This window comes from Bacillota bacterium LX-D (genome assembly GCA_031628995.1).
GTDB lineage: Bacteria > Bacillota > DUOV01 > DUOV01 > Zhaonellaceae > JAVLUO01.
This window is the reverse complement of sequence record JAVLUO010000017.1, coordinates 1-21,727: the sequence shown is the minus strand read 5'-3', so window position 1 is coordinate 21,727 and position 21,727 is coordinate 1. Positions and strand designations below refer to the sequence as shown.

General features: G+C 35.8%; 16 protein-coding genes and 1 pseudogene. 2 read left to right on the top strand and 15 right to left on the bottom strand.

Going from position 1 to position 21,727, the window contains the following annotated elements:
• Positions 1–268: 268 nt before the first annotated feature.
• Positions 269–916 carry a sporulation protein YunB gene (gene yunB, locus RDV78_10820; GenBank protein ID MDS1030928.1) on the bottom strand — a complete coding sequence of 216 codons (648 nt, stop codon included), beginning with the start codon at positions 914–916 and terminating at the stop codon, positions 269–271.
• Between the two features lie 198 nt (positions 917–1,114).
• Positions 1,115–2,350 (bottom strand): tyrosine--tRNA ligase, encoded by a 1,236-nt coding sequence (tyrS, locus tag RDV78_10815; protein ID MDS1030927.1) that lies wholly within the window; start codon positions 2,348–2,350, stop codon positions 1,115–1,117.
• 314 nt (positions 2,351–2,664) lie between these two features.
• Between tyrS and RDV78_10810 the strand changes: the two genes are divergently transcribed.
• Complete coding sequence (locus tag RDV78_10810) at positions 2,665–5,238, top strand: penicillin-binding protein 1A (GenBank protein ID MDS1030926.1); 2,574 nt, start codon at positions 2,665–2,667, stop codon at positions 5,236–5,238.
• A 47-nt stretch (positions 5,239–5,285) separates the two neighbouring features.
• Here RDV78_10810 and RDV78_10805 read toward each other — a convergent pair whose 3' ends face one another.
• Positions 5,286–7,646, bottom strand: coding sequence for an endonuclease MutS2 (locus tag RDV78_10805; GenBank protein ID MDS1030925.1), 2,361 nt, complete (start codon positions 7,644–7,646; stop codon positions 5,286–5,288).
• Between the two features lie 36 nt (positions 7,647–7,682).
• A complete protein-coding gene (locus RDV78_10800; GenBank protein ID MDS1030924.1) occupies positions 7,683–10,205 on the bottom strand; it encodes a DUF3656 domain-containing protein in 2,523 nt (840 codons plus the stop codon).
• A 211-nt stretch (positions 10,206–10,416) separates the two neighbouring features.
• On the opposite strand from RDV78_10800, the gene RDV78_10795 reads away from it, so the two are divergent.
• On the top strand, positions 10,417–10,563 hold the full coding sequence (locus RDV78_10795; GenBank protein ID MDS1030923.1) for a hypothetical protein: 147 nt from the start codon (positions 10,417–10,419) through the stop codon (positions 10,561–10,563).
• A gap of 67 nt (positions 10,564–10,630) precedes the next feature.
• On the opposite strand, the gene RDV78_10790 is transcribed toward RDV78_10795, so the two are convergent.
• From RDV78_10790 to RDV78_10740, 11 genes and pseudogenes are all read right to left on the bottom strand, one after another.
• A complete protein-coding gene (locus RDV78_10790) occupies positions 10,631–11,539 on the bottom strand; it encodes a DMT family transporter (protein ID MDS1030922.1) in 909 nt (302 codons plus the stop codon).
• A gap of 22 nt (positions 11,540–11,561) precedes the next feature.
• A complete protein-coding gene (locus RDV78_10785; protein ID MDS1030921.1) occupies positions 11,562–12,266 on the bottom strand; it encodes an ABC transporter ATP-binding protein in 705 nt (234 codons plus the stop codon).
• Entirely contained in the window at positions 12,266–13,030 is a 765-nt protein-coding gene (locus tag RDV78_10780; protein ID MDS1030920.1) for an ABC transporter ATP-binding protein, read from the bottom strand. Before RDV78_10780 ends, RDV78_10785 begins: the two co-directional genes overlap by 1 nt.
• A gap of 16 nt (positions 13,031–13,046) precedes the next feature.
• A complete protein-coding gene (locus tag RDV78_10775) occupies positions 13,047–13,922 on the bottom strand; it encodes a branched-chain amino acid ABC transporter permease (protein ID MDS1030919.1) in 876 nt (291 codons plus the stop codon).
• Between the two features lie 9 nt (positions 13,923–13,931).
• Complete coding sequence (locus RDV78_10770; protein ID MDS1030918.1) at positions 13,932–14,807, bottom strand: branched-chain amino acid ABC transporter permease; 876 nt, start codon at positions 14,805–14,807, stop codon at positions 13,932–13,934.
• 73 nt (positions 14,808–14,880) lie between these two features.
• On the bottom strand, positions 14,881–16,056 hold the full coding sequence (locus RDV78_10765; protein ID MDS1030917.1) for an ABC transporter substrate-binding protein: 1,176 nt from the start codon (positions 16,054–16,056) through the stop codon (positions 14,881–14,883).
• 136 nt (positions 16,057–16,192) lie between these two features.
• Positions 16,193–17,881: a sigma 54-interacting transcriptional regulator gene (locus RDV78_10760; GenBank protein MDS1030916.1), complete on the bottom strand. Its 1,689-nt coding sequence runs from the start codon at positions 17,879–17,881 to the stop codon at positions 16,193–16,195.
• Between the two features lie 139 nt (positions 17,882–18,020).
• The gene (locus RDV78_10755; protein ID MDS1030915.1) at positions 18,021–18,986 is read right to left on the bottom strand and encodes an NGG1p interacting factor NIF3; all 966 of its coding nucleotides are present in this window, start codon (positions 18,984–18,986) and stop codon (positions 18,021–18,023) included.
• 66 nt (positions 18,987–19,052) lie between these two features.
• A complete protein-coding gene (locus RDV78_10750) occupies positions 19,053–19,649 on the bottom strand; it encodes a DNA-3-methyladenine glycosylase (protein MDS1030914.1) in 597 nt (198 codons plus the stop codon).
• A gap of 210 nt (positions 19,650–19,859) precedes the next feature.
• Positions 19,860–19,967, bottom strand: a pseudogene (locus tag RDV78_10745) (transposase).
• 1,199 nt (positions 19,968–21,166) lie between these two features.
• The gene (locus tag RDV78_10740) at positions 21,167–21,409 is read right to left on the bottom strand and encodes a hypothetical protein (protein MDS1030913.1); all 243 of its coding nucleotides are present in this window, start codon (positions 21,407–21,409) and stop codon (positions 21,167–21,169) included.
• Positions 21,410–21,727: the final 318 nt, after the last annotated feature.

The following is a 21,727-nucleotide window of genomic DNA, read 5'->3' as shown; positions in this document are numbered from 1 at the left end:
GCCTTTAATGAATCGGGCATGTTTTTCCACTGTTCAGTTCTCAAAGACCTGTTCTCTCTTTGTTGTTGCTTTTCTTTCGTTGCCGCCCTCAGGCGACGACAATGGTTATTCTATCATGTTTATCGGTGTCAGTCAATGGTATTTATTACCTATCAGCTGTTTTTGTTAATAACTACATTACTTTCCCAACTAGCTAGGCTTTTCACTGACATTTTTGTAATATAGCATATATTTATATTATTGTCAATATCAAAAATTATTTCATGTTTTAATTATTGCCGGCCGCCTTTTGAAAATTTAAATATGTATTCGGTACACGTCCAACAATTATAGCATCTGCTAGCGGTACTCTAGTTTCTACAGGCATTGTTTGACTTACGAATGGTATAATTACCTGAACTGTACTTTTTACATTTAAATAAACTCTATGGCGTGTTTGGTTGATGCCAGCTTCTTCGAAATCATCTAATATTTTGGCTTCAACAGTGCCTACAGGCAGAAGGGTTAAATTAAATGTCGGACCGCTATTGGCAAAAAGTTTTATACCAAATACTTGACCCAATGGTATTTTAAATTTTACTTTGCTCAGTCTAGATAACGATTTTTGTATTTCTAAAACAGCCTCAGAAGTGATTTTATTAACTTTAATCATATTAACCTGCATAAAGACTAATTCATCCTGGGTATTTCTTTCAGGCTTAACGAGATCTGTATACGTAATATTGGGAACAACTTTTTCAATCACCGCCTTATTAACTACCTCTGTTGCAGTCCAGCGAGCCTCAGCTTTAGCAAAAGCAAATATTGTTCCAGTTAAACTTTTTTCAACTAAATAAAGAAATGATATAACAAAAATAATTATTGCAAGTAAGGGGAGGGGCAAGGACGAACGCCGACGAGCTCTTCTCCTTCGCATATTATCCACCTCTTTTGCACAAGTGCTCATTTTTACAATAATATATGTTTAATTTTTATAAAGGTGCAATAAATAATTATTTTTTTCAGAAATAAAAAATCTATCATATCTGATGAGATTAAGCTATCTTACGCTAAATCAAACACAGAAAGATAGATTTGAATCTATTTATTAAGAATTTAATAAAAATTGACAAGCTTAATTTTTAAGAATTAGCTTTGCGAACTTCCTTTTACCTACCCTAATAACCATTTCATTTTCAGGAACAATGTTCAATGAAGAATCTGTAATTTTATCCTCATTAATTTTAACTGCTCCCTGGGAAATTAGTCTTTTTGCTTCACTTGTACTATCAACTAATTTAGTTAATACTAATAACTTTGGCAACCAAATAGGCTTCTCAGCCTCACTTGCTTCTATAAAAACTTTAGGTAAGTCATTAGGTAACTCATGCTTTTGAAAAATTTTATTAAAATTATGTTCGGCTTCTAAAGCAGCTTGCTGACCATGATACATTCTAACAATTTCCTTCGCTAGGCGAACCTTGGCATCCCTTGGATGAAGCGATCCCGATTCTAATCCTTCTTTAATCTTGTTTAATTCTTCTAATGATACATCTGTCACTAATTCAAAATAGCGAGGCATTAATTCATCGGTAATGGACATGGTTTTACCAAACATTTCATCGGGATTTTCATTAACGCCTATGTAATTACCTAAACTTTTGCTCATTTTTTGAACGCCATCGAGTCCTTCTAAAATAGGCATCATTAAAGCAATTTGAGGTTCTTGCCCATATTCCTTTTGTAATGTTCGACCCATCAAGAGATTGAATTTCTGATCAGTTCCACCTAGCTCAATATCTGCTTCTAAAGCCACAGAATCATAACCTTGCATTAAAGGATAGAAAAATTCATGAATACCTATGGGCAAATTTTCACGATAACGCTTAGCAAAATCATCTCTTTCCAACATCCTAGCTACTGTACAATTGGCTGCCAGCTTAATAACATCTACAAAACTCAAAGGAGCCAACCATTGGCTGTTAAATACAACTTTAGTTTTTACAGGGTCAAGTATTTTAAAAATTTGCTCTTTATATGTTTGGGCATTTCGTTGAACTTCTTCTTCCGATAGTTGCTTTCTAGTTTCTGATTTGCCAGTAGGATCTCCAATACGTCCTGTAAAATCACCTATGATGATAATAATTTGATGTCCCAACTCTTGAAACTGACGCATTTTTTGTAAAACCACAGTATGACCTAAATGTATATCGGGTGCACTTGGATCTAAACCCAACTTAACCTTTAACGGCTTTTGCTTTTCAATTGATTTTTTTATTTTCTTAATTAGTTCATCTTCTGGTACAATTTCTGCTGCGCCACGCTTAATAATATTATGCTGATGTTTTACTTCTTCTTCGAAACACAAAATAACCACCTGCCATGAATATCGTTGATTTGTTGTTTTTAAACTACATTTAAAAATTAGCGACCTAAACTAAAAAACACTTCCCTCTTACATTAATCTAGAGAAGAAGCTATTATCGTTGATTTATGCTTATATTGACTATTTTAATAAACAAATTATAAGTAATATTACCATATTTAGAGACCAAATAGCAAGTATTTTGCTCATTTCACCAAATTATCCCTTATGATATAATAATTACGTATAACCTAATTAAAATGATACTTAATTCTAAATAGATTTTTTTAGATATTAAGTAGTAAGAGGAGGCTTTAAAGATGACTGCTCAAAAAAAGGTTACCCGTAAATTAAATGTGGGTCGCCTTGCTATTTTTATTTTACTGCTTTTATTTATTGTGGGGTTTGGGGCAACGGCTGGCTTCATGGTAGGAGTCATTAAAAATATGCCCAAGTGGAAACCTGGGGAAATCACCGGGGATATGACTACTAGTTTTTATGACTCTGAGGGTACATTAGTTGCTGAGAGGCACGGCTTAGAAAATCGTATATTAGTAGATTACAATAAAATTCCTCAGAACCTTAAGAATGCTTTCATTGCAACTGAGGATCCTAATTTTATGAAGCATCATGGTATCAGCTTTAGAAGTCTTGCTCGAGCACTTTACGCTAATATAAGATATGGTTACGGTGCACAAGGAGGAAGCACAATTACCCAGCAGTTAGCTAAAAATGCATTTATTGATGAAAAATACCGATATAAAAAAAGCTTGCAACGAAAAGTTCAAGAAGCTATTCTAGCAATCCAGTTAGAACGCACTTATAGTAAGGACCAGATTTTTGAATTTTATTTGAATCAAATACCTTTTGGACGCGGGGCGTATGGAGTTCAAACGGCAGCTAAAACATTTTTTGGCAAAGATGTTGAAGAATTAGACTTGGCGGAATGTGCACTTATTGCAGGCTTAACTCAACGTCCTGCTGCATACGATCCCTATCGGCATCCAGAAGCAGCTAAAGGAAGAAGAGCCAGGGTTTTGGCTAATATGGTTAAGCACGGTTATATTACCCAAAGTAAAGCTGACGAGGCTAATAAGGAGGAATTTAATTTAGCAGCTAACGTAGATACTTCCCCAAAAACAAAATATGGATATTTTATTGACCATGCAATTGAAGAAGCAGAAAGGGTTTTAGAAGATAATCAGGTTTCTTCCGTAGAAATATACAAGGGAGGATATAAGGTCTATACAACACTAGACCAAACAGTTCAAAGTAAAATTGAGGAGGTTTTCTCTAATCCACGTAATTTCCCCTCCGATATAGGTGGAGTACCTGTACAAGGTGCAATGGTAATAATCGACCCACATACGGGGGAAATAAAAGGCCTTGTTGGTGGAAGAAATTACAAGACGGAAAGAGGATTAAATAGGGCCACTCAAATGAAACGCTCTCCAGGTTCAACGATAAAGCCCATAGCTGTATATGGTCCTGCTCTTGAGGAAGGGTATTCCCCGGCAAGCGTAATTGACGATTCTCCTGTAGTCTTTGCAGGGAATCCTCCCTATAGGCCAACTAACTACGACGGCAGGTACAGGGGACTAATTAGTATGCGAGAAGCACTTAGATATTCTGTTAACGTCCCAGCAGTTAAAATGCTAGATACTATCGGGATCAATACAGGTTATAATTTTGCATTAAAATCCGGACTTCCCCTGGTGCCATCAGATAAAAACCTAAGTTTAGCATTAGGTGGTTTGACATATGGTGTTTCACCACTTGACTTAGCATCAGCTTATTGTGCTTTTGATAATCAAGGCGTGCGTATTGAACCTTATGTAATAACAAAAATTGAAGATCATCATGGAAATATACTTTATGAAGCACACCCTAAAGCAGTGGAAGTTATGTCTGAACAATCTTCATATTTAATGACAAGTATGTTGGAAACAGTAGTTACCTCTGGTACAGGTACCAGAGCTCGTATGAATAGGCCGGTAGCAGGAAAAACAGGAACAACACAACTGCCTGATAGGCCAGAATTTTACGGGAAAACAGGTAATCAAGATGCATGGTTTGCAGGCTATACACCGGAATTGGTGGGTGTAGTTTGGATGGGTTTTGATAAGACAGATAAGGACCATTACTTGTATAAAATTTATGGAGGCCAATATCCAGCACAAATTTGGCGCCAAGTAATGGAAAGTGTTTTAAATAATAAGCCTGTGCAAACTTTCTATATGCCTAGAGGATTGGCATATGTTGATATTGATAAAAAATCCGGTTTTTTACCCAGCCAGCTTACTCCTCCGGCCTTTATAGGCAAAGAAATTTTTGCCCAAAAAAATATACCTAAAACTGTTTCTGATATTTGGCAAGAAGACCAGGTCTGTGCAGACTCTGGTCTTCTTGCCAGCCCCAACTGTCCTAACATCATAAGTGGTATTTTTATGCGAAGACCTATTCCTATTTCCAAAGGTAAATTGCCAGAAGATTCAAACTTAGAGGAACCAAAAACTATTTGCCCTATACACAGAGCATATACTAACTCCGTCAATTCTCCAGAGGCTGGGCAAATTAATAGCAAAAATGCTACAAAAGCCACAAATCAAGGAAGCAATAGCCCTGAAGCTCCATTCCTATACGCAGAGAAAGAAAAAGCAGGCATAAGGCTATATTGGAGGTCAAATAATCGTCTTCAATCATCTATAACTTATAGTATCGAGCGTTGGAGCGATAAAAATAATAAACACCAAACCATTAAAATTACAGATAACCAAACATACCTGGACCGCCTAATTAAACCGGGACAAATTTACCACTATAGAGTATTTGCTATTAACACTAAAAACAACTTACGTACATTTTCCAATGAAGTTAGGGTCCATATGAAATAATGGATAGTAATTAAAAAGAGTTGAAAAACTATTCAACTCTTTAACTTTTAACCTCTTAAAGTTACCACTGTCACACCGTTGCCCCCTTCACTATAATCCCCTAAGCGAAATGATTTCACATGATGGTGTCCTCTCAAATATTCTTTTATAGCAGACCTTAATGCTCCCGTACCCTTTCCATGAATAAGGTAAACATTAGGTAAATTTGCTAAAACAGCGTCATCTAAATATTTGTCGATCTTCTCCAATGCTTCATCGACCATTTGACCCCTTAAGTCAATTTCATTAGATACTTGTAGGCTTTTACTTTGCATTATTTTAACAGTATTGGATTTTGAACTAATTGTTTTTTCAGGCTGCACTTCTCTTAAATCATTTAATTTGGCAGTAATTTTTAAGATTCCAGCTTGAACTTGTACTTCACCTTGCGAATTAGGTTCTGCAAGTACAGTGCCTTTTTGCTGTAAGGTAGTAATAAAAACCTGATCACCAGGTTTTAGCCTCTGGGGCGGTTTTCCCGGGGTTGTATCAAACCTAGCTATATGCCTATCAAGCTCATTTTCTAAAGCCCTTAACTGCTGTTTGGCAGTAATGGTCATTTGTTCTTGAGCAACTTTTGCTTCATGAGTTAAATCAGTTTTTAATTGCTGAAGTATTTCCTCAGACTGCCTCTGGGATTTTCGAATAATTTCTGCAGCTTCCAGATATGCTTTCTCTAAAATTTTTGCTTCTTTAACTTTTAGATTCTGTTTTTCCTCTTCTAGAGCATGTTTTAAACTTTCTACCTCCATTTTTAGGCGTTCCGCTTCTTCTCTTTCAGAGGAGCTAATTCTTCTATTTTCCTCTAAATCTTGAATAATATCAGCAACTTGCAGTTCTTCTTGGGATATGAAAGATCTAGCCTTTGCAATTATCTCGGCCGAAAGCCCCAGCCGTAAAGCAATTTCCAAAGCATTGCTGCGCCCAGGTAAGCCAATCAAAAGTCTATATGTTGGGCGTAATGTTTCCACGTTAAACTCAACACTTGCATTAATAACACCAGGGGTAGAATATGCAAATGCTTTTAATTCACTATAATGAGTTGTAGCTATTGTTCTTGCTCCCAACTCATGTACATGAGTAAGAATAGCCATAGCTAAGGCAGAACCTTCTGTTGGATCTGTTCCCGCACCTAATTCATCTAAAAGTATTAATGAGTTATGATCTACTTTTTTAATAATATTGACAATATTGATTAGATGCGAAGAAAATGTACTTAAGGATTGTTCGATACTTTGTTCGTCACCAATATCAGCAAATATTTGAGTATTAACTGCTATAACTGATCCCGGCTCAGCTGGAATATGCAGACCAAGCTGCGCCATTAAAGAAAGTAGACCAACAGTTTTTAATGTAACTGTTTTTCCACCTGTATTTGGTCCAGATATAACCATAGTGCTGTAGTCATATCCTAATTCTAAAGAAATAGGAATAACTTTACCTGATACTAAAGGATGTCTTGCTTTTAAAAGCCTAATCTTCCCCTCTCTATTTAGCTCAGGTTCACTTCCATCCATATTTAAACTTAATAAGCCTTTAGCAAATATAAAATCTACTTTGGCAAGATATTTTAAAGTGATTAGTATTTCTTCGGCTGAATCTTTTACTTGCTCCGTAAGCCGTTGTAGAATTCTTTCTACTTCATTTTTTTCTTCTAAAATTAAAGCGCGCAGTTCATTGTTCAGTTCAACTACTTCTATGGGCTCAATAAATAAAGTAGCCCCACTAGCTGATTGGTCATGGACTAAACCAGGGACTTGAGATCTATATTCTTGTTTGACAGGCACAACATACCTATCTCCCCTGATTGTAATTAAACTATCCTGCAGATACTTTTGATGTTCCGGAGATCGCACTGTTTTTTCTAATTTTACTTTGATTTTTTCATGTGTTGAAATTATTTTTCTGCGCAGTTCAAAAAGCCGAGATGATGCATTATCACGTACATTTGCATCATCATCAATAATTGATTCAATAGAATGCTCCAATTTAGCAAAAGAACTAATGTTGCTAGCACATTCTTGAAGCTGTGGATAAGGTTTTTTTAATTCAAGACAAAATCGTCGTAAACGCCGCCCCGCAACAAGTGTATTTTGAATGGCTAGTAAATCAGAAGGATCTAAAATTGCCCCTATAGTTGCCCTGCGTAAAATATCTCTAAGATCTCTAATTCCCCCTAAAGGTATATTGGGGTATAACCTTAATATCTCTCTAGCTTCTGTTGTTTCATCTTGCCAATTCTTTAATACTGTCAAGTCTGATTCAGGCACTAAGTTGGCCGCTAATTCTTTACTTAAGGAATTAGTACATAGCCCTATTAACATTTCCAATATTTTTGGCAGTTCAAGCTTGTTATATGTCTTTTGCATACTTTCACCTATTTTTAAATTAACTTATCAGCTTAATTATAACACACCACGATAATAATGTCCTTTTGTAAAACCAGTGTTACTATTTGCTGCAAGCATTTCTTTATAGTGGACCAATTTATCTTTATCCTTTAATCCAGAATCTAATGCAGTCAAAGACTGTCGATAGATACTAGTTATCTGCTTAATGTTCTTTGGTTCATTGCCTAGTGCTTCAATTCTGTAATTAAATATACCTATTTCAGTGAAATGAGGCAAATCATCAATTAAACAAAGCTCTTTAGAGTTATAAATATGCATACGGCAGCTTTCATCCATTTCTAAAGGAAATTCTATATTTAGTCGATCACGCAAAGCATATTTTTCATTTAAACATGGTTTAGAACAAGGATTAGCTGCATTTTTGCCTCCCACTAGAGAACCAACGGCACAATATTCGGAAATCATTAAAGGTAAAGAACCATGGACAATGCATTCTACAGGTGCTTCTATTTTTGCATTAAGTTCTTTGATTTGCTTAAAATTCAGTTCCGGAGAGAGGCACAATAAACAAATATTCTCAATTTCCTGCAATTGTTTTATTGTTAAGTTATTAAATATATTGAGAGGGTAATCAGCGTATATATTATTACGTATCCTAGAATCTATTAAAATTTTAAGTGATCCCAAATTACTTGCAAGGAATCCATCTATACCTTTATTAGTATAATAAGTAATTAGCTGGTTTATTTTAACAGCTTCGTGTTCGTGCCAAATACGTGGTAAAGCCAATACTAAAGAGCAATTGTTCTTCGCCGCCTCTACTAATACGTCATCAAGATTTGCCTTAGATAGCGCCCTGGAACGAAAAGGAGTGTGAAACATGTAAACTCTTTGTGCTCCACCTTCAATAGCTGCCAAAGCTGAGTCAAAATTTCTTACAGCAACACTCAACATAAATCCTTGGCTTTGGTGCTTATAGGATCTTTGATTAAAATAGTCTTTAATAACTACAGAGTCTATGGGCTGATTAGAAACTTTTTGTTGTCTCTTTTGTTCTAATTCTGTTACTAGACTCCGACGCACATTATTAATTTCGCTGGCCGGCACCATAACATTGCCTTCAATTTTACAAAAAAATTCACCTAAACAATAAGGAGTATTACCAAGACGGTCAAGTTGCTGCCATAAATAATCCTCCGTAAGTGGTCTCTTTAATGCTTTTTCTGTAATAAAACTAGTCCGTCCAGTAACTTTATTTCCTTCATCGTCTTCCATGGTTAGACTCAATGGATGCCCTTCCTTTACATCTACTAAGACTTTTAGTGGGATCTTCTTTTCTGCATTTGGATTTTGATAGGATTCTTGTGCTTTGGCCATAAGCTTTGCATCGTGAGTTTTAAAAATTCTATCACCTGCTTTTACCTTATCAGCTATTTCTATTGTAATTTCCTGCCCTGCTTGTGCCTCGGTAACTTTTTTACCACCTACCCATATTTTTTGAAGTGTTAGGCCCTTTCTTCCACCTTTGGAAACCCAGATTTCAATGCCGTCGCCAATGGCTACAGGTTCCTCAAGCTTAATTTTTGCTTTATGTTCTTGAACATTGGTTTCCAAAATTCTTCCCAAAAATAAACCTCTATTATTAGGTCTTTTATAACTCATTAGATCCGATCCTTGGTTTGCTAGAAAATAGCCAGTGGTAAAATCACGATTAAAAATTTGTGTAAGCTCTCGAAGCTCTTGAGCAGTAACTTCAAAATTTGCGGGGTTTTGTAAAAATCTATCTATAGCCTGGCGATAAATACGTATAACTGTGGCCACATATTCGGGTCTTTTCATTCGACCCTCAAGCTTCAGGGAGGTTACCCCTGAACTTAGAATTTGCGGCAAATATAATATAGTATTTAAATCTTGAGGACTAAGAAGGTACTCACCCTGTTCAGATGCAATTTGCTTTTTCCCTTTAATAAGCTGATATTTCATACGACAAGGTTGGGCACATTTGCCTCTGTTGCCACTCCTACCTCCTATCATGCTGCTCATTAAACACTGTCCGGAATAAGAAATACACAAAGCACCATGAACAAATATCTCTAACTCAACATTTGCTATTTTTTTTATTGCCTCGATATCATTTAAATTAACTTCCCTTGCTAACACAACCCTTTTGATTTCTAGTTCCTCCAAAAACTTTACTCCCGCAGCGTTGTGAATTGTCATTTGAGTACTAGCATGTATTTTTAAGTTGGGAAATAAATCTCTAATTAATTTCACCAATCCTAAATCCTGCACTATAACAGCATCTATTCCAATCCCATAAAGAAAATTTAAATATGTAGCTGCCTGTTCCAATTCATCGTCCCTGAGTAAAGTATTTAAAGTCACATAAACTAGTTTATTTTGTCTATGTGCATACTGCACAGCCCATTCTAATTCCTTATCATCAAAATTAGCAGCGTAGTGTCTTGCACTAAATGATTTCCCTCCTAAATATACTGCATCGGCACCATTTTGAATTGCTGCAATAAATGCTTCTTTGCTTCCCGCAGGACCAAGAAGTTCAATTTTATCATTCACTGAGTAAACCCCCATTAAAGCTTTATTGTCTCGTAATCTATTATTTGTTTATACAAAAAATCTAACCAAATCCTATTTTCCTGTTTTAAGTTAATATTTCCTGCTAGATCAATTTAAATAAATTACTAGTTAATTTCCTTAATTTATTAATTTAAAGATGAAAAATTCATGTTATTATTAATAAGAAATTATACATAAAGGAGGAAAAACGATGGCACAAAACTGCAATGAAGAGAACTGCAATTGTCCTAAAAAGGATTGTGAACGTCATGGGAAATGCTGCCAATGTATAAACTTCCATGTTGAAAGTGAAAGTTTGGTCTATTGCATGGCTAAAATAGCGAAAAAAGATCAATAAATAGAAAAGAACTCTAAGCCAGAGTTCTAAATTAAGGCAATAGGAAAATGATAAAATTTTCACTTTCCTATTGCTTATTATTTATAATAAATAAATATAATCCTAATAAAATTACAATCCCACCAAATAGTTCAATAAACGTTGGCGCTTCACCAAAGATAAAATAAGCTAAAATAGTAGCCCCAACTGCTTCTCCTAAAATACTTATGGAGACTACGATAGATTGAACATACCCTAAGGACCAATTAAAAAGGGAATGCCCTCCTAAGGTAGGAACTATTGCCAATGCAAAAAACAGCACCCAATTTTTTATGTCATATGCCAAAAGAGGTATACTCTGTACATATGCGAATCCAAAAAGTATTACTGCACTAGTTGTATAAACCAAAAAGGTATAAGTTGTAACACTTAGAGATTGCCTTAAAGAACGTCCAACTATCCAGTAAGCAGCGGCAAATACTGCTCCACTAATAGCTAAAAAGTCCCCCCACAACGCTTTGCTGCCAATTTGTAAATCTCCTGCTCCAATTAGGAACGTACCACTTAAAGCTATCAGCCCAGCTAATAATGCTTTAATAGGTATTTTTTCCTTTAAGAATAAATAGGAGCCCACGGCAACAAAAACGGGCTGTAGTGCCACTAATACCACCGAGCTTGAAACAGTAATATATTTTAATGAACTTACCCAAGTAGCGAAATGTAAAGCTAAAAACAAACCACTTAACAAAGCCCAAAGTACCTTAGAGCTTTTTATACTTTTAAATTCTTGCCAACTTTTGCCAAATATAAAAGGTAGTAATAATAATGAAGAAAAACCCAACCTATAGGCCGCAATAATAATCGCAGGTGCATCGGACATTTTAGAAAAAATTGAACCGAAGGATATGCATATAATAGCTATGGCCATAACTAGGTATGGATTTAGCGCATGTTTGCCCTTATGGTCAAATAAATTCTTACTCAAAATCTTTACCAAAATAAACACCACTATTTTTTTGTTATTCGCCTAGATATGCCTTCTTCACTTCTGGATTTTCTGCCAGCTCCTTAGCTGTTCCTGAAAGCACTATTTCTCCCGTTTCCAACACATAAGCTCGATGAGCTATGGTCAAAGCCATATGTGCATTTTGTTCTACTAGAAGTATAGTTGTCCCATTAGAGTTTATTTCTTTTATAGTATCGAATATCTGTTGAACTAGCATTGGAGCAAGTCCCATTGAAGGCTCATCCAAAAGGAGTAATTTGGGTTTAGATACCAAAGCCCTACCAATAGCCAGCATCTGCTGTTCTCCACCACTAAGGGTCCCAGCCAATTGATTTTTTCGTTCTTTTAAACGTGGAAATTTTTCGTAAATCTGCTCAATATCAACAAATTTGTTTTTCTTATCTTTTCTTGTATAACCACCTAATTCCAAATTTTCAGCAACACTCATTTGAGGAAACACTCTTCTGCCCTCAGGAACATGGGAAATTCCCATACTAACTATAACATGCGGAGGTAAATTGTGGATACTTTTTCCTTCCATTGTAATTGTACCAGAATCCATGGTAACCAAGCCAGATATAGCCCGAAGAGTTGTACTTTTTCCTGCTCCGTTGGCCCCAATTAAAGTAACTATTTCACCTTCATTAACTTCAAAGCAAATATTTTGTATGGCTTTAATGGCCCCGTAACTGACATCTATATTTTTTACTATCAGCACTAGACCACTCCCTTTCCTAAATAAGCTGCAATAACTTCTGGATGCTTTTTAATTTCTTTCGGTGTCCCGTCTGCTATTTTACGCCCATAATCTAGTACTGCAACCCGGTTGGAAATACTCATAACAAATTTCATATCGTGCTCGACTAAAAAAATAGTTATACCTAAATTTTTAATTTCTCCAATAACTTTCGACAAAGCAACTTTTTCTTGAGGGTTCATGCCAGCCACTGGTTCATCAAGTAAGAGCAATTTGGGATGGGAAGCCAATGCTCTAGCAATTTCTAAACGGCGCTGTTCTCCATAGGATAAATTTTTCGCCATTTCATCACTCTTATGATCAAGCTGCATTAATTTTAGAAACTTTTGGGCCTCAGAAGTAATTTTTTGCTCTTCTATTTTCACAGATGGGAAACGCATAAAAGCTCCTAGTATTTCACTTTTAGTGTGTGCATGGCAGCCAATTTTTACATTATCTAGAACACTTAAATCTTTAAACAAACGAATATTTTGAAAGGTTCTAGCTATTCCTTTCTTAGTAACTTGAAACTGTTTTAAATCGTTAATCTTTTCATTATTGAATAATATTTCACCTTTGGTTGGAGGATAAATACCTGTAATCATATTAAAAACTGTACTTTTCCCAGCACCATTGGGGCCTATTAAAGCCAGGGTTTCTCCTTTTTCAATTTTTAAATTTAGAGATTGTACTGCAGTCAAACCGCCAAAATTAATAGTTACATCATTTAGATCTAAAAGGCTCATTATTTTCACCCCTTATTTACTTGCCCTGGGAAGACCGGTTTAATTTAAAGGTTTTAAAAACTAAATTTCTAAAGTTAACTCCTCCAAGTAGACCATTGGGCCTAAAAATCATTAAAGCAATTAGCATTGCGCCATAGAATAGCATTCTGTACTCATCCACAAACCTCAACGTTTCAGGAGCTAAGGTTAATAAACTTGCACCTATTATTGTACCAGGTATACTTCCCATTCCACCTAAAACGACCATGTTCAATATTTCTATAGATTTCATAAAGCCAAAATCAATAGGATTTATATAAGTAATATAATGGGCATATAGTGCCCCACCTAAGCCGGCACAAAAAGCTCCCATGGCAAAGGCTAAAATTTTATATTTTGTAGTTTGAATTCCCATTGCTTCAGCAGCAATTTCGTCTTCCCTAATAGCTAAAAAAGCACGGCCCACTCTAGAATTTTCAATTCGATACATGGCAAAAATCACAACAAAAACAAGTAAATAAACTATATATAAATTTGTTTTATTTGGTATTGGTGAAAGTCCTAAAGCTCCTCCTGTAAATTGCATGTTAACCAGAAGAACACGAACAATTTCAGCAAAGCCTAAAGTTGCAATAGCCAAATAATCCCCAGTTAAACGCAATGTAGGGAAACCAACTAAAACGCCAAAAAAGCTAGCCATTAAAGCACCTGCCAGTAGGGCAACCCCAAAAGGTAAGCCTAATTTCATGGAAATCAATGCAGATGTATATGCGCCAATACTCATGAAAGCAGCATGACCAAGAGATAGTTGTCCTGTAACACCAGTAATTAGATTTAAGCCAAGGGCCATTATTATATAAATTCCAACGCTAATTAGTATACGTAAATTATAATCATTAAATATAAAGTCCAAAATTCTCACCTAAACTTTCCTTTGTATGGGACGACCAAGTAACCCTGTGGGTTTAATCAGCAACACTAAAAGCAATATACTGAAAGCTATAGCATCAGTATAGGAGGATTTACCAAGGGCAATTGCCGTAATTTCAGCAATACCTAAAATCACGCCGCCAAGCATAGCTCCAGGAATACTGCCAATACCTCCTAAAACAGCTGCAGAGAAAGCTTTTAACCCTGCTGAGAGGCCCATAAGTGGTGCTACGGCATTAAAATAAATACCAACTAAAACGCCTCCTGCTGCCGCCAGCGCCGAACCAACGGCAAAGGTAAAAGAAATTACTTGGTTAATATTAATTCCCATTAAACTTGCTGCATCATAATCTTGAGAAACTGCTCTCATGGCTTTGCCAATTTTTGTATATTTAACTATGAGATGCAATCCCAGCATTAGTAGTGCTGAAATTAAAATCATCATAACCTGTAATTTTGAGATTTGAATAGAACCTAAATGATACATTGAATTCTGAATTATGTTTGTTGGATAATTAGTAGTTTGTGGGCCACGGATTAATTGAACTAAGGTTGACAAAAAAATAGATACACCAATTGAACTTATTAAGGCAGAAAGTCTAGAAGATCTTCTTAAAGGGCGATAAGCAATTTTTTCTACTACAACTCCTAAAAGCATACAAGCAACCATAGCACCGATTATAGTAACAAAAATATTCGCCTTAAAAAAAATAGCCAGTGCTAAACCAACAAAAGCACCTACCATAAAAATTTCTCCATGGGCAAAATTGATTAAGGTAATAATTCCGTAAACCATTGTATATCCTAAAGCTATTAAGGCATAAGCTGATCCTACAGTTAGCCCATTTAATAATTGTTGATAAAACATTTTTCACACTCCAGAAATATAACGTTAGATTAGATGGGATTGCATGTCTTAGAACCACAATCCCATCTAGAAATCAATTAATCTCTACTGGTATTTTAGCTAACAAACTAAACTTTCCGTTCTTTACTACTAGCAAATTAACGGGGCTTTTTACAGGTTCTCTATTTGCTTTAAAAGTTGTACTACCTGATACACCAGGAAAATCTTTTATTTTTGCTAATTCTGCTTTAAACACAGTTGGATCAGTGCTATTAGCTTTTTTAATAGCTTCTGCAATTATTTTAACAGCATCATAGCCTTGAGCTACAAACATATCAGGCTCTTCATTATACTTTGTTTTATATGTATCTATAAATTTTTTCGTATTTTCATCAGGTTTCTCTGGGGAAAAACCTGCAAAAGTCATACTACCCTCAACGCCTTTTCCACCTAGTTTAATTAAAACATCAGATAATAAACCGTCTCCTCCAACTAAATTTACCTTTAATCCTTGTTTGTAGGCCTCCGCCATTAACAAGCCTCCTTCGGTATAGTAGCCGGTAAATACAATACCATCTGGGTTTTTGGCTTTAATATTTGTAACTTGACCACTGAAATTAGTGTCTTTATCTTGAATAAATTCTTCGGTAACAACCTCTACGCCATTTTCACTGAGAGCTTTTTTGAATACCTTTGTTTGCCCCACACTATAGTCGTTATTTTTAGAAGTTACAATTGCTACCTTTTCCCATCCCATGTTTTCCTTTAGATATTTTACAACAACAGGTGCAGCTACCGAATCCAATAAAGTATTACGGAAAATATAATCGCCAATTTCTACTACACCTGTGCCAACAGCACCTGCTGAAAGTAAAACTACTTTGCCCTGTTGAGCTATTTGCGCTGCAACTTTAGTTCCGCCTGTAGTAGGATCACCAATAATAGCAGCAACTTTATCTCTTGTAATAAATTTCTGGGTTACATTAGCAATTTCACCTTTATCTCCTCTATTATCAGCTTCAATGATCCTTATTTTTTTACCCAAAACTCCGCCGTCAGCATTAATTTCATCTGCTGCCATTTTCATGCCTTTTAAAGTATTAATACCGTAAGAAGCAACTTCACCCGTTAAAGCGCCTAAAAAACCAATTTTAATTTCATCGTCTTGACCGCTGCCAGAACTAGATTGTCCACCGCAGCCAGTAATAAATGTTAGCAAAAATACGCAAATTAATAGTAAAGATAACATTTTAGTCTTAATATTTCCCACTGTAGTTCCCCCTTTTACTGAATTTTGTTCACTTCCATTCCATATCAGTTTATAATTTCCTTTAACTCCTGTCTAGTACTTTTGCGCAATTTTCCGCCACTGTGTTAGTTTTTTGGACACATTTTAGTTAAAAAAATTATAGCATATTAAGTGCTTTCAGTTTATAATACAAGGTGCTGCGTGGTATACCCAAAAGCTTTGCTGTCTTAGATTTATTGCCACCTGTTTCTTTCAGAGCCTGTAGAATCACTTGTTTTTCCGTCTGTTCGGTAAGTTTATTTAAACTTGAGGTGATTTCGTTTGATACAGGCACCGCTTGTAAACTATCTGGCAAATTAACCTTTGAAATGGAGCTATCTTCAGCTAATATTACTAAACGTTCTATAACATTTCTTAGCTCTCTTATATTCCCAGGCCAAGGGTAATTAAGGAAAACTGACATTAATTCAGGATCAATCTTCTTTATTTCCCTATGATGGTAATTAGCAAATTCTTGCACAAAAAGATAGACTAATTCAGGCAGGTCGTCTTTTCTTTCCCGTAAAGGCGGGATATCAATCGTTACTACATTTAGTTGATAATATAGGTCTTCTCTAAATAAACCTTCTGCTACCATCCTGCCTAATTCCAGGTTACTAGCTGCAATTACCCTTACGTCAACCTCCGAAGGTTCCTTGGCACCAATGCTATAATACTTTCTGCTCTGTAAAACTCCTAAAAGCTTAACCTGCATATCTAACTGCATACTTTCAATTTCGTCTAACAAAATCGTGCCTCCATTTGCCAATTCAAACTTTCCTATTTTACCGTTAACATCCACCCCTACGGGTCTACCTTCTTTAATTCCAAAAAGCTCACTTTCAAAGAGGCTAGCTGGAATAGCACCGCAATTTACTATTACAAAGGGTTTATCTTTGCGCGGACTTGCTAGATGAATAGCTTCAGCAAAAAGTTCTTTACCCGTTCCACTCTCTCCTTCAATCAAAACCGTAGCGTTAGTTATTGCTACTTTTCTTGCAAAAGAAATAATTTTTTGTAGCTTTTTACTATGGCCATGAATTTTTTTGAACGCTTCGCCACTTGAAATATTCTTTTTAATCTTCTGCTCTAAAAGCATTACTTGTGAACTAGCTCTTGATAACTCGTTATACAAATACACCGTTTCAGTAATGTCCCGTTCGGCACCGACACTGCCAATATTTTTTTCATTTAATTTTAGGGGAGAGGCGTTAATTAAAACATGGATACCCCGGCAAGGTTGATGATAAGAGTCCCTCACTTCTCCATCTTTAATAACTTCCGTAACTACTAAACTGGAGAAAAATTTTTTAATATTCTCACCTAGAATATTTTGAGGAGGTATTTGATACATTTCCTGAGCTCTTCTATTCCAACCAGCAACAATGTCTTCCTCATCAATTATTGTTACTGCTTCATTTACTGTATCTAGTACTGTATCTAACTCTGTTTCCAAAACCTCCAAATAATAGTGCAACTTTTGGAGCAAATTCTCCCAACTAATAACACCTAAGGGATTATTATCCTCATCAGCAACGATTAGATAAGGGCTTCTAATTGTAATTTTGGATAAGACATCTTTAAGATTTATATTGGGAGGGACAACGGCAGCACAAATTCCTTCCTCGCTTATCTCTTGTCTGCAATCGAATACTTGACCTTTTCCCCCTTTCTCATCTATCCAAACTCCAAATTTTTCTTGGGCGATAGATAAAAAATAGGAAACATTTTTAAGATCCCTTAGTACAATAAAATCAAATTCCACAATGTCTTCTGCTCGCAAAGTTTGACTAGGCTTCTTTATCATATACCGCATCCCCAATTTAAAGATATTTTAAGATTATTTTAAAGCCAGAAAATTTTGCTGTAAATATTTAAATAATTTACTTAATAAAAAAACCTACTATAAATTTAGTAGGAAAAAAATAACATATATTTAGTATAAACTATTTTAAAGCACTTTCCCTTTTTATTCTAGTTAGTCCAGCACAACATATTACTTCGATTTCATTTTTCTCTAACATATCTAATAATAAATTCATCCCTAGGGAGTCGCTTGATATGTGACCAGCGATAATCACATTGAGATGAGCTTTTTCCGCTTCCTTACGGTGTTTTTCCCCAATGTGCATGCCTACTAATGTTCCCACTCCGGCCTGAGCCAATTTCTCATATGCATCTTCCGATCCACTAGTTCCGCCTGTCATATCAACAAATATTTTTCCTGCTCTTCTTTCCTTACTACCAACAAAAATCATTGGACCTGCATTAATTTTAGTTGCCTCTTGGTATTCAGGTATTTCTTTTAAAATTTTTAAGATATCCCCAACTGTATCTGGCTGTCGTTCTTCAAAAAGCCTAGTTAAAAAAGCAGTTACTAAGTTATCTGCAGGAGTATGAACGCACATCATTGGTAAACCTAAAATTTTAGCACCGTCCACAGTTTTATTATGATTTATTGGCATTAAACCTCGTTTAACTTCGTTAATCCTACTGGACATAATATCTTCGGCAATATTAATGGGTACTCCTAGTTGATATAATAGATCTTCCTGTAAATGCATAACATCATTTAACCCAGCTAGAGCTTTTCCCTCAGGATGGTGGGCTAGCACCAAATCAATTTTTTTCCCTTTATTAGAGAGATGTTCAGCGAGGAGCAATTCTCCCATTTCGATGTCGATTCCCGCCAAAATCCTCTTAATTTCGCAATCTTCGTTTCCATTTAGTATTCGTGTATCATTATAAGGGTTAGAAAGCTGTTCCTGATCAAAATCAGCTTGCTCATCTTCTTTTAAATCGTTGAATATTGCCTGCTTTCTTGCCAAATATTTCTTAACTTCTTCCTTTCCTCTTGGATCATTTTCTATGCCCTGCTGTACAGCTAACTTATAAATTTCTACCAATTTCATGATATCACCTCTAATTATACTTTTAATACGTATTCAATTTTGATTATTGTTTTCCTTTTTATATTTTTACTTTTTAGAAACATATTGGCTACCTTTAATATAGTAACGCAATGGCCAATTAGCAGCCTCCTTAATGCCAACTCTGGCAGTAACTGTAATTTCGAAATTTAGACTTTCTAAACTATCATAGATACCTAAGGGACCTTCAAAAGAACTTGTACCATTTAAAGTTTTGCTAATTCCCATTGCTTGCACTAGTTTCCCAGGACCCGAACATAGTTCAGTGACTTTTTCTTTATGCCGCCGTTCCCTCATTAATTCAATACCAACCTTAGGTTCCAAAGCTCTAATCAGTACTGCTTCAGGCCTATCTAAAGAAGCTGTTGTAACATTTAAACAATAGTGTACTCCATAAATAAAATAAATATAAAACACTCCTGCCGGTCCAAACATAACCTTGTTTCTCTCTGTACAACCTTTAGCCGAGTGACAGGATGGATCTTTTTTACCTAGATATGCTTCAGTTTCCACAATAATTCCCGCAGTTAGTCCTCCAGAACTATCGTATACAAGCCATTTGCCCAACATTTCTTGTGCAACTAGCTCAGTATCTCTTAAATAAAACTTTTCTTCCAATCTCGGGCCCCAAAGAATATGTTCCATTTTACTTTTTCCTCCTTTTGATATCTAGTGTATAAAGTACGAAGCCCCTTGTCATGACTATATTTATACATAAACTACATATAATTAATGTGGCCTATTTTTATTATATCGTGTATAAAATATTAATAATTTTGATGATAAATTATTATAATCTTTCGTATAATTTCCTCCTTAGTATTTCTAATTGCTCTTTTAGTTTTTTATTTTCTCCTTTTCTCCTTTAAGGGAGAGTTCTCTAATGGCTTTATCAACCTTTTCTAAAGTTAATTGACTTTTCTTCTTTGCATATTCTTTAAGTCCTTTAGTGTTATCAGCCATCATATTACATACTCCCTTGAACCACCATTTTTGTGAAGTATCTTCTATTCTTTAACTTTTTCCAACGTATCTTCTAGTAGTTTTAAGTATGTTCTATTTTTTTCATCCCATAGTTCTCTACCGCATCTTTTACTAATTTCAACCTGCTTTTTAACTTGTTCAATTTTTCCCTCGTATTCAGGTATATTTTCAACCGTGGTACAGTGTTACTCCCATGTTTCTATGTCAGTAAAAAGAGCTTTTTCTTTAATTATTTGACAGAAGAACTTTAATCCAATATATTAGTCCTATCAGTCGATAGGGCTATTTTTATGCCTGAAAATAGGACGAGACCTCCTCGGGGCCAGTTGGTTGCGACGCCACTCCCCGAAAAGGTCTCTCATACCCCTATAAAAGGGATGATTCAATGCCTATTATACTACCTTTTTCCGGTGTCGTCACTGCTTATTTAGCTGAAGTTGAAAATTGGTACTGGATAGCCTCTTATTCTTGTCCCAGGTGCAAGGGCAAAACCCATCGCCACGGCAAATATATGCGCACCGTATACAGTTAGAATGAAGGCTTTATCATTCCTATCTTCCGGCGGCGCTGCCCAAACTGCGGGATATCTTTTTCCTTCATTCCTTCATTCATCAAACCCTATGCCCTGTTCTTAAATTCTTACCGTTACGACCTCTTTTAACTTCATGTGGTTAAGGGATCGTCAGTTGTTCTCGTTTGTTAGTCAGATATTGACGAAGGGATACGTCATTGGACATTAATGGGCCAATTGCTGTGATCGCTTGGCTAACTTCCTCAAGTGAATACTCGCGCATTAATAAGCGAACCTTCAAAAAGTCTTTGTAACCAGTGCTGTGGGCCTGTTCTATTCGCTCCCGCACTTGATAATGCTCCAATTGTAACGAGGTATGTCCCCTTTCGTAAGAACGGGTATGAGTAGCGATTATCCGTTCTCGACTCTTAATTCGGTCGACGTGAGGGAAAACATGCTGTACCAGCACAATTTTGCACCCTTAGTCCCCATCCATCTGTTCCAGTATTTGAAACCATTAAACTCTCTTTTACCTCATTTTCTTTTTTCGTTCCCTCACCGTCAAAATCATCGAATGGAATACGCAAGTGTGGCTGAAAGTTCAGATAAACATCGGCTCTGTCTTCATAAACAATGATTTTCTGAACGTATAACTCAACGATTTTTTTCAGGTTAGGGAATAACCATCTGCAAGCATCTGACGTGCTTTCTGAAAAGCGGCTGATATGTCAGCAGCTGTCACTTTATTGGTTTTAACCGACTTATATAATTGATTGAGCTTTGTTTCCAGAGAATATCTTTCTTCTTCTAACGCCTTAAGTTTATTCAACAAAGCATCCGACGCCACTTTTGTGAGTAGATTAATTACACTGTCGATATCCTTCTCGAGAGTTTCAACCCGTTTTTTCAAGTTCTTTTTTCTGCTGCACCACTTCATTGTCTTGATATACCAGGAATCTGTTGTATTCATCAACATTTTTGGGAATGAGCTTGTCATTGAATACGTACTCGGAAAGCTTTTCTAATACACTTTGAGAAGTAAAATTCGCAAATAATTTATTTTAAGTAAATTGTACAAAAAAGGCAGAAAGAATTTGATATATTAAAAATCGAAAAAGGTCTGTTTTTGTCAAATCGAGTAGGAGCTGAATAATTAATTAATTCAGCGTCCTCTCACACCACCGTACGTACCGTTCGGTATACGGCGGTTCAATAGAATTAATGTACT

Bases quoted from the DNA above. Each gene is read 5' to 3' on its own strand.
- yunB (MDS1030928.1), bottom strand. From the start codon at position 916: ATGCGAAGGAGAAGAGCTCGTCGGCGTTCGTCCTTGCCCCTCCCCTTA.
- RDV78_10810 (MDS1030926.1), top strand. From the start codon at position 2,665: ATGACTGCTCAAAAAAAGGTTACCCGTAAATTAAATGTGGGTCGCCTT.
- RDV78_10805 (MDS1030925.1), bottom strand. From the start codon at position 7,646: ATGCAAAAGACATATAACAAGCTTGAACTGCCAAAAATATTGGAAATG.
- RDV78_10795 (MDS1030923.1), top strand. From the start codon at position 10,417: ATGGCACAAAACTGCAATGAAGAGAACTGCAATTGTCCTAAAAAGGAT.
- RDV78_10780 (MDS1030920.1), bottom strand. From the start codon at position 13,030: ATGAGCCTTTTAGATCTAAATGATGTAACTATTAATTTTGGCGGTTTG.
- RDV78_10770 (MDS1030918.1), bottom strand. From the start codon at position 14,807: ATGTTTTATCAACAATTATTAAATGGGCTAACTGTAGGATCAGCTTAT.
- RDV78_10760 (MDS1030916.1), bottom strand. From the start codon at position 17,881: ATGATAAAGAAGCCTAGTCAAACTTTGCGAGCAGAAGACATTGTGGAA.
- RDV78_10755 (MDS1030915.1), bottom strand. From the start codon at position 18,986: ATGAAATTGGTAGAAATTTATAAGTTAGCTGTACAGCAGGGCATAGAA.
- RDV78_10750 (MDS1030914.1), bottom strand. From the start codon at position 19,649: ATGGAACATATTCTTTGGGGCCCGAGATTGGAAGAAAAGTTTTATTTA.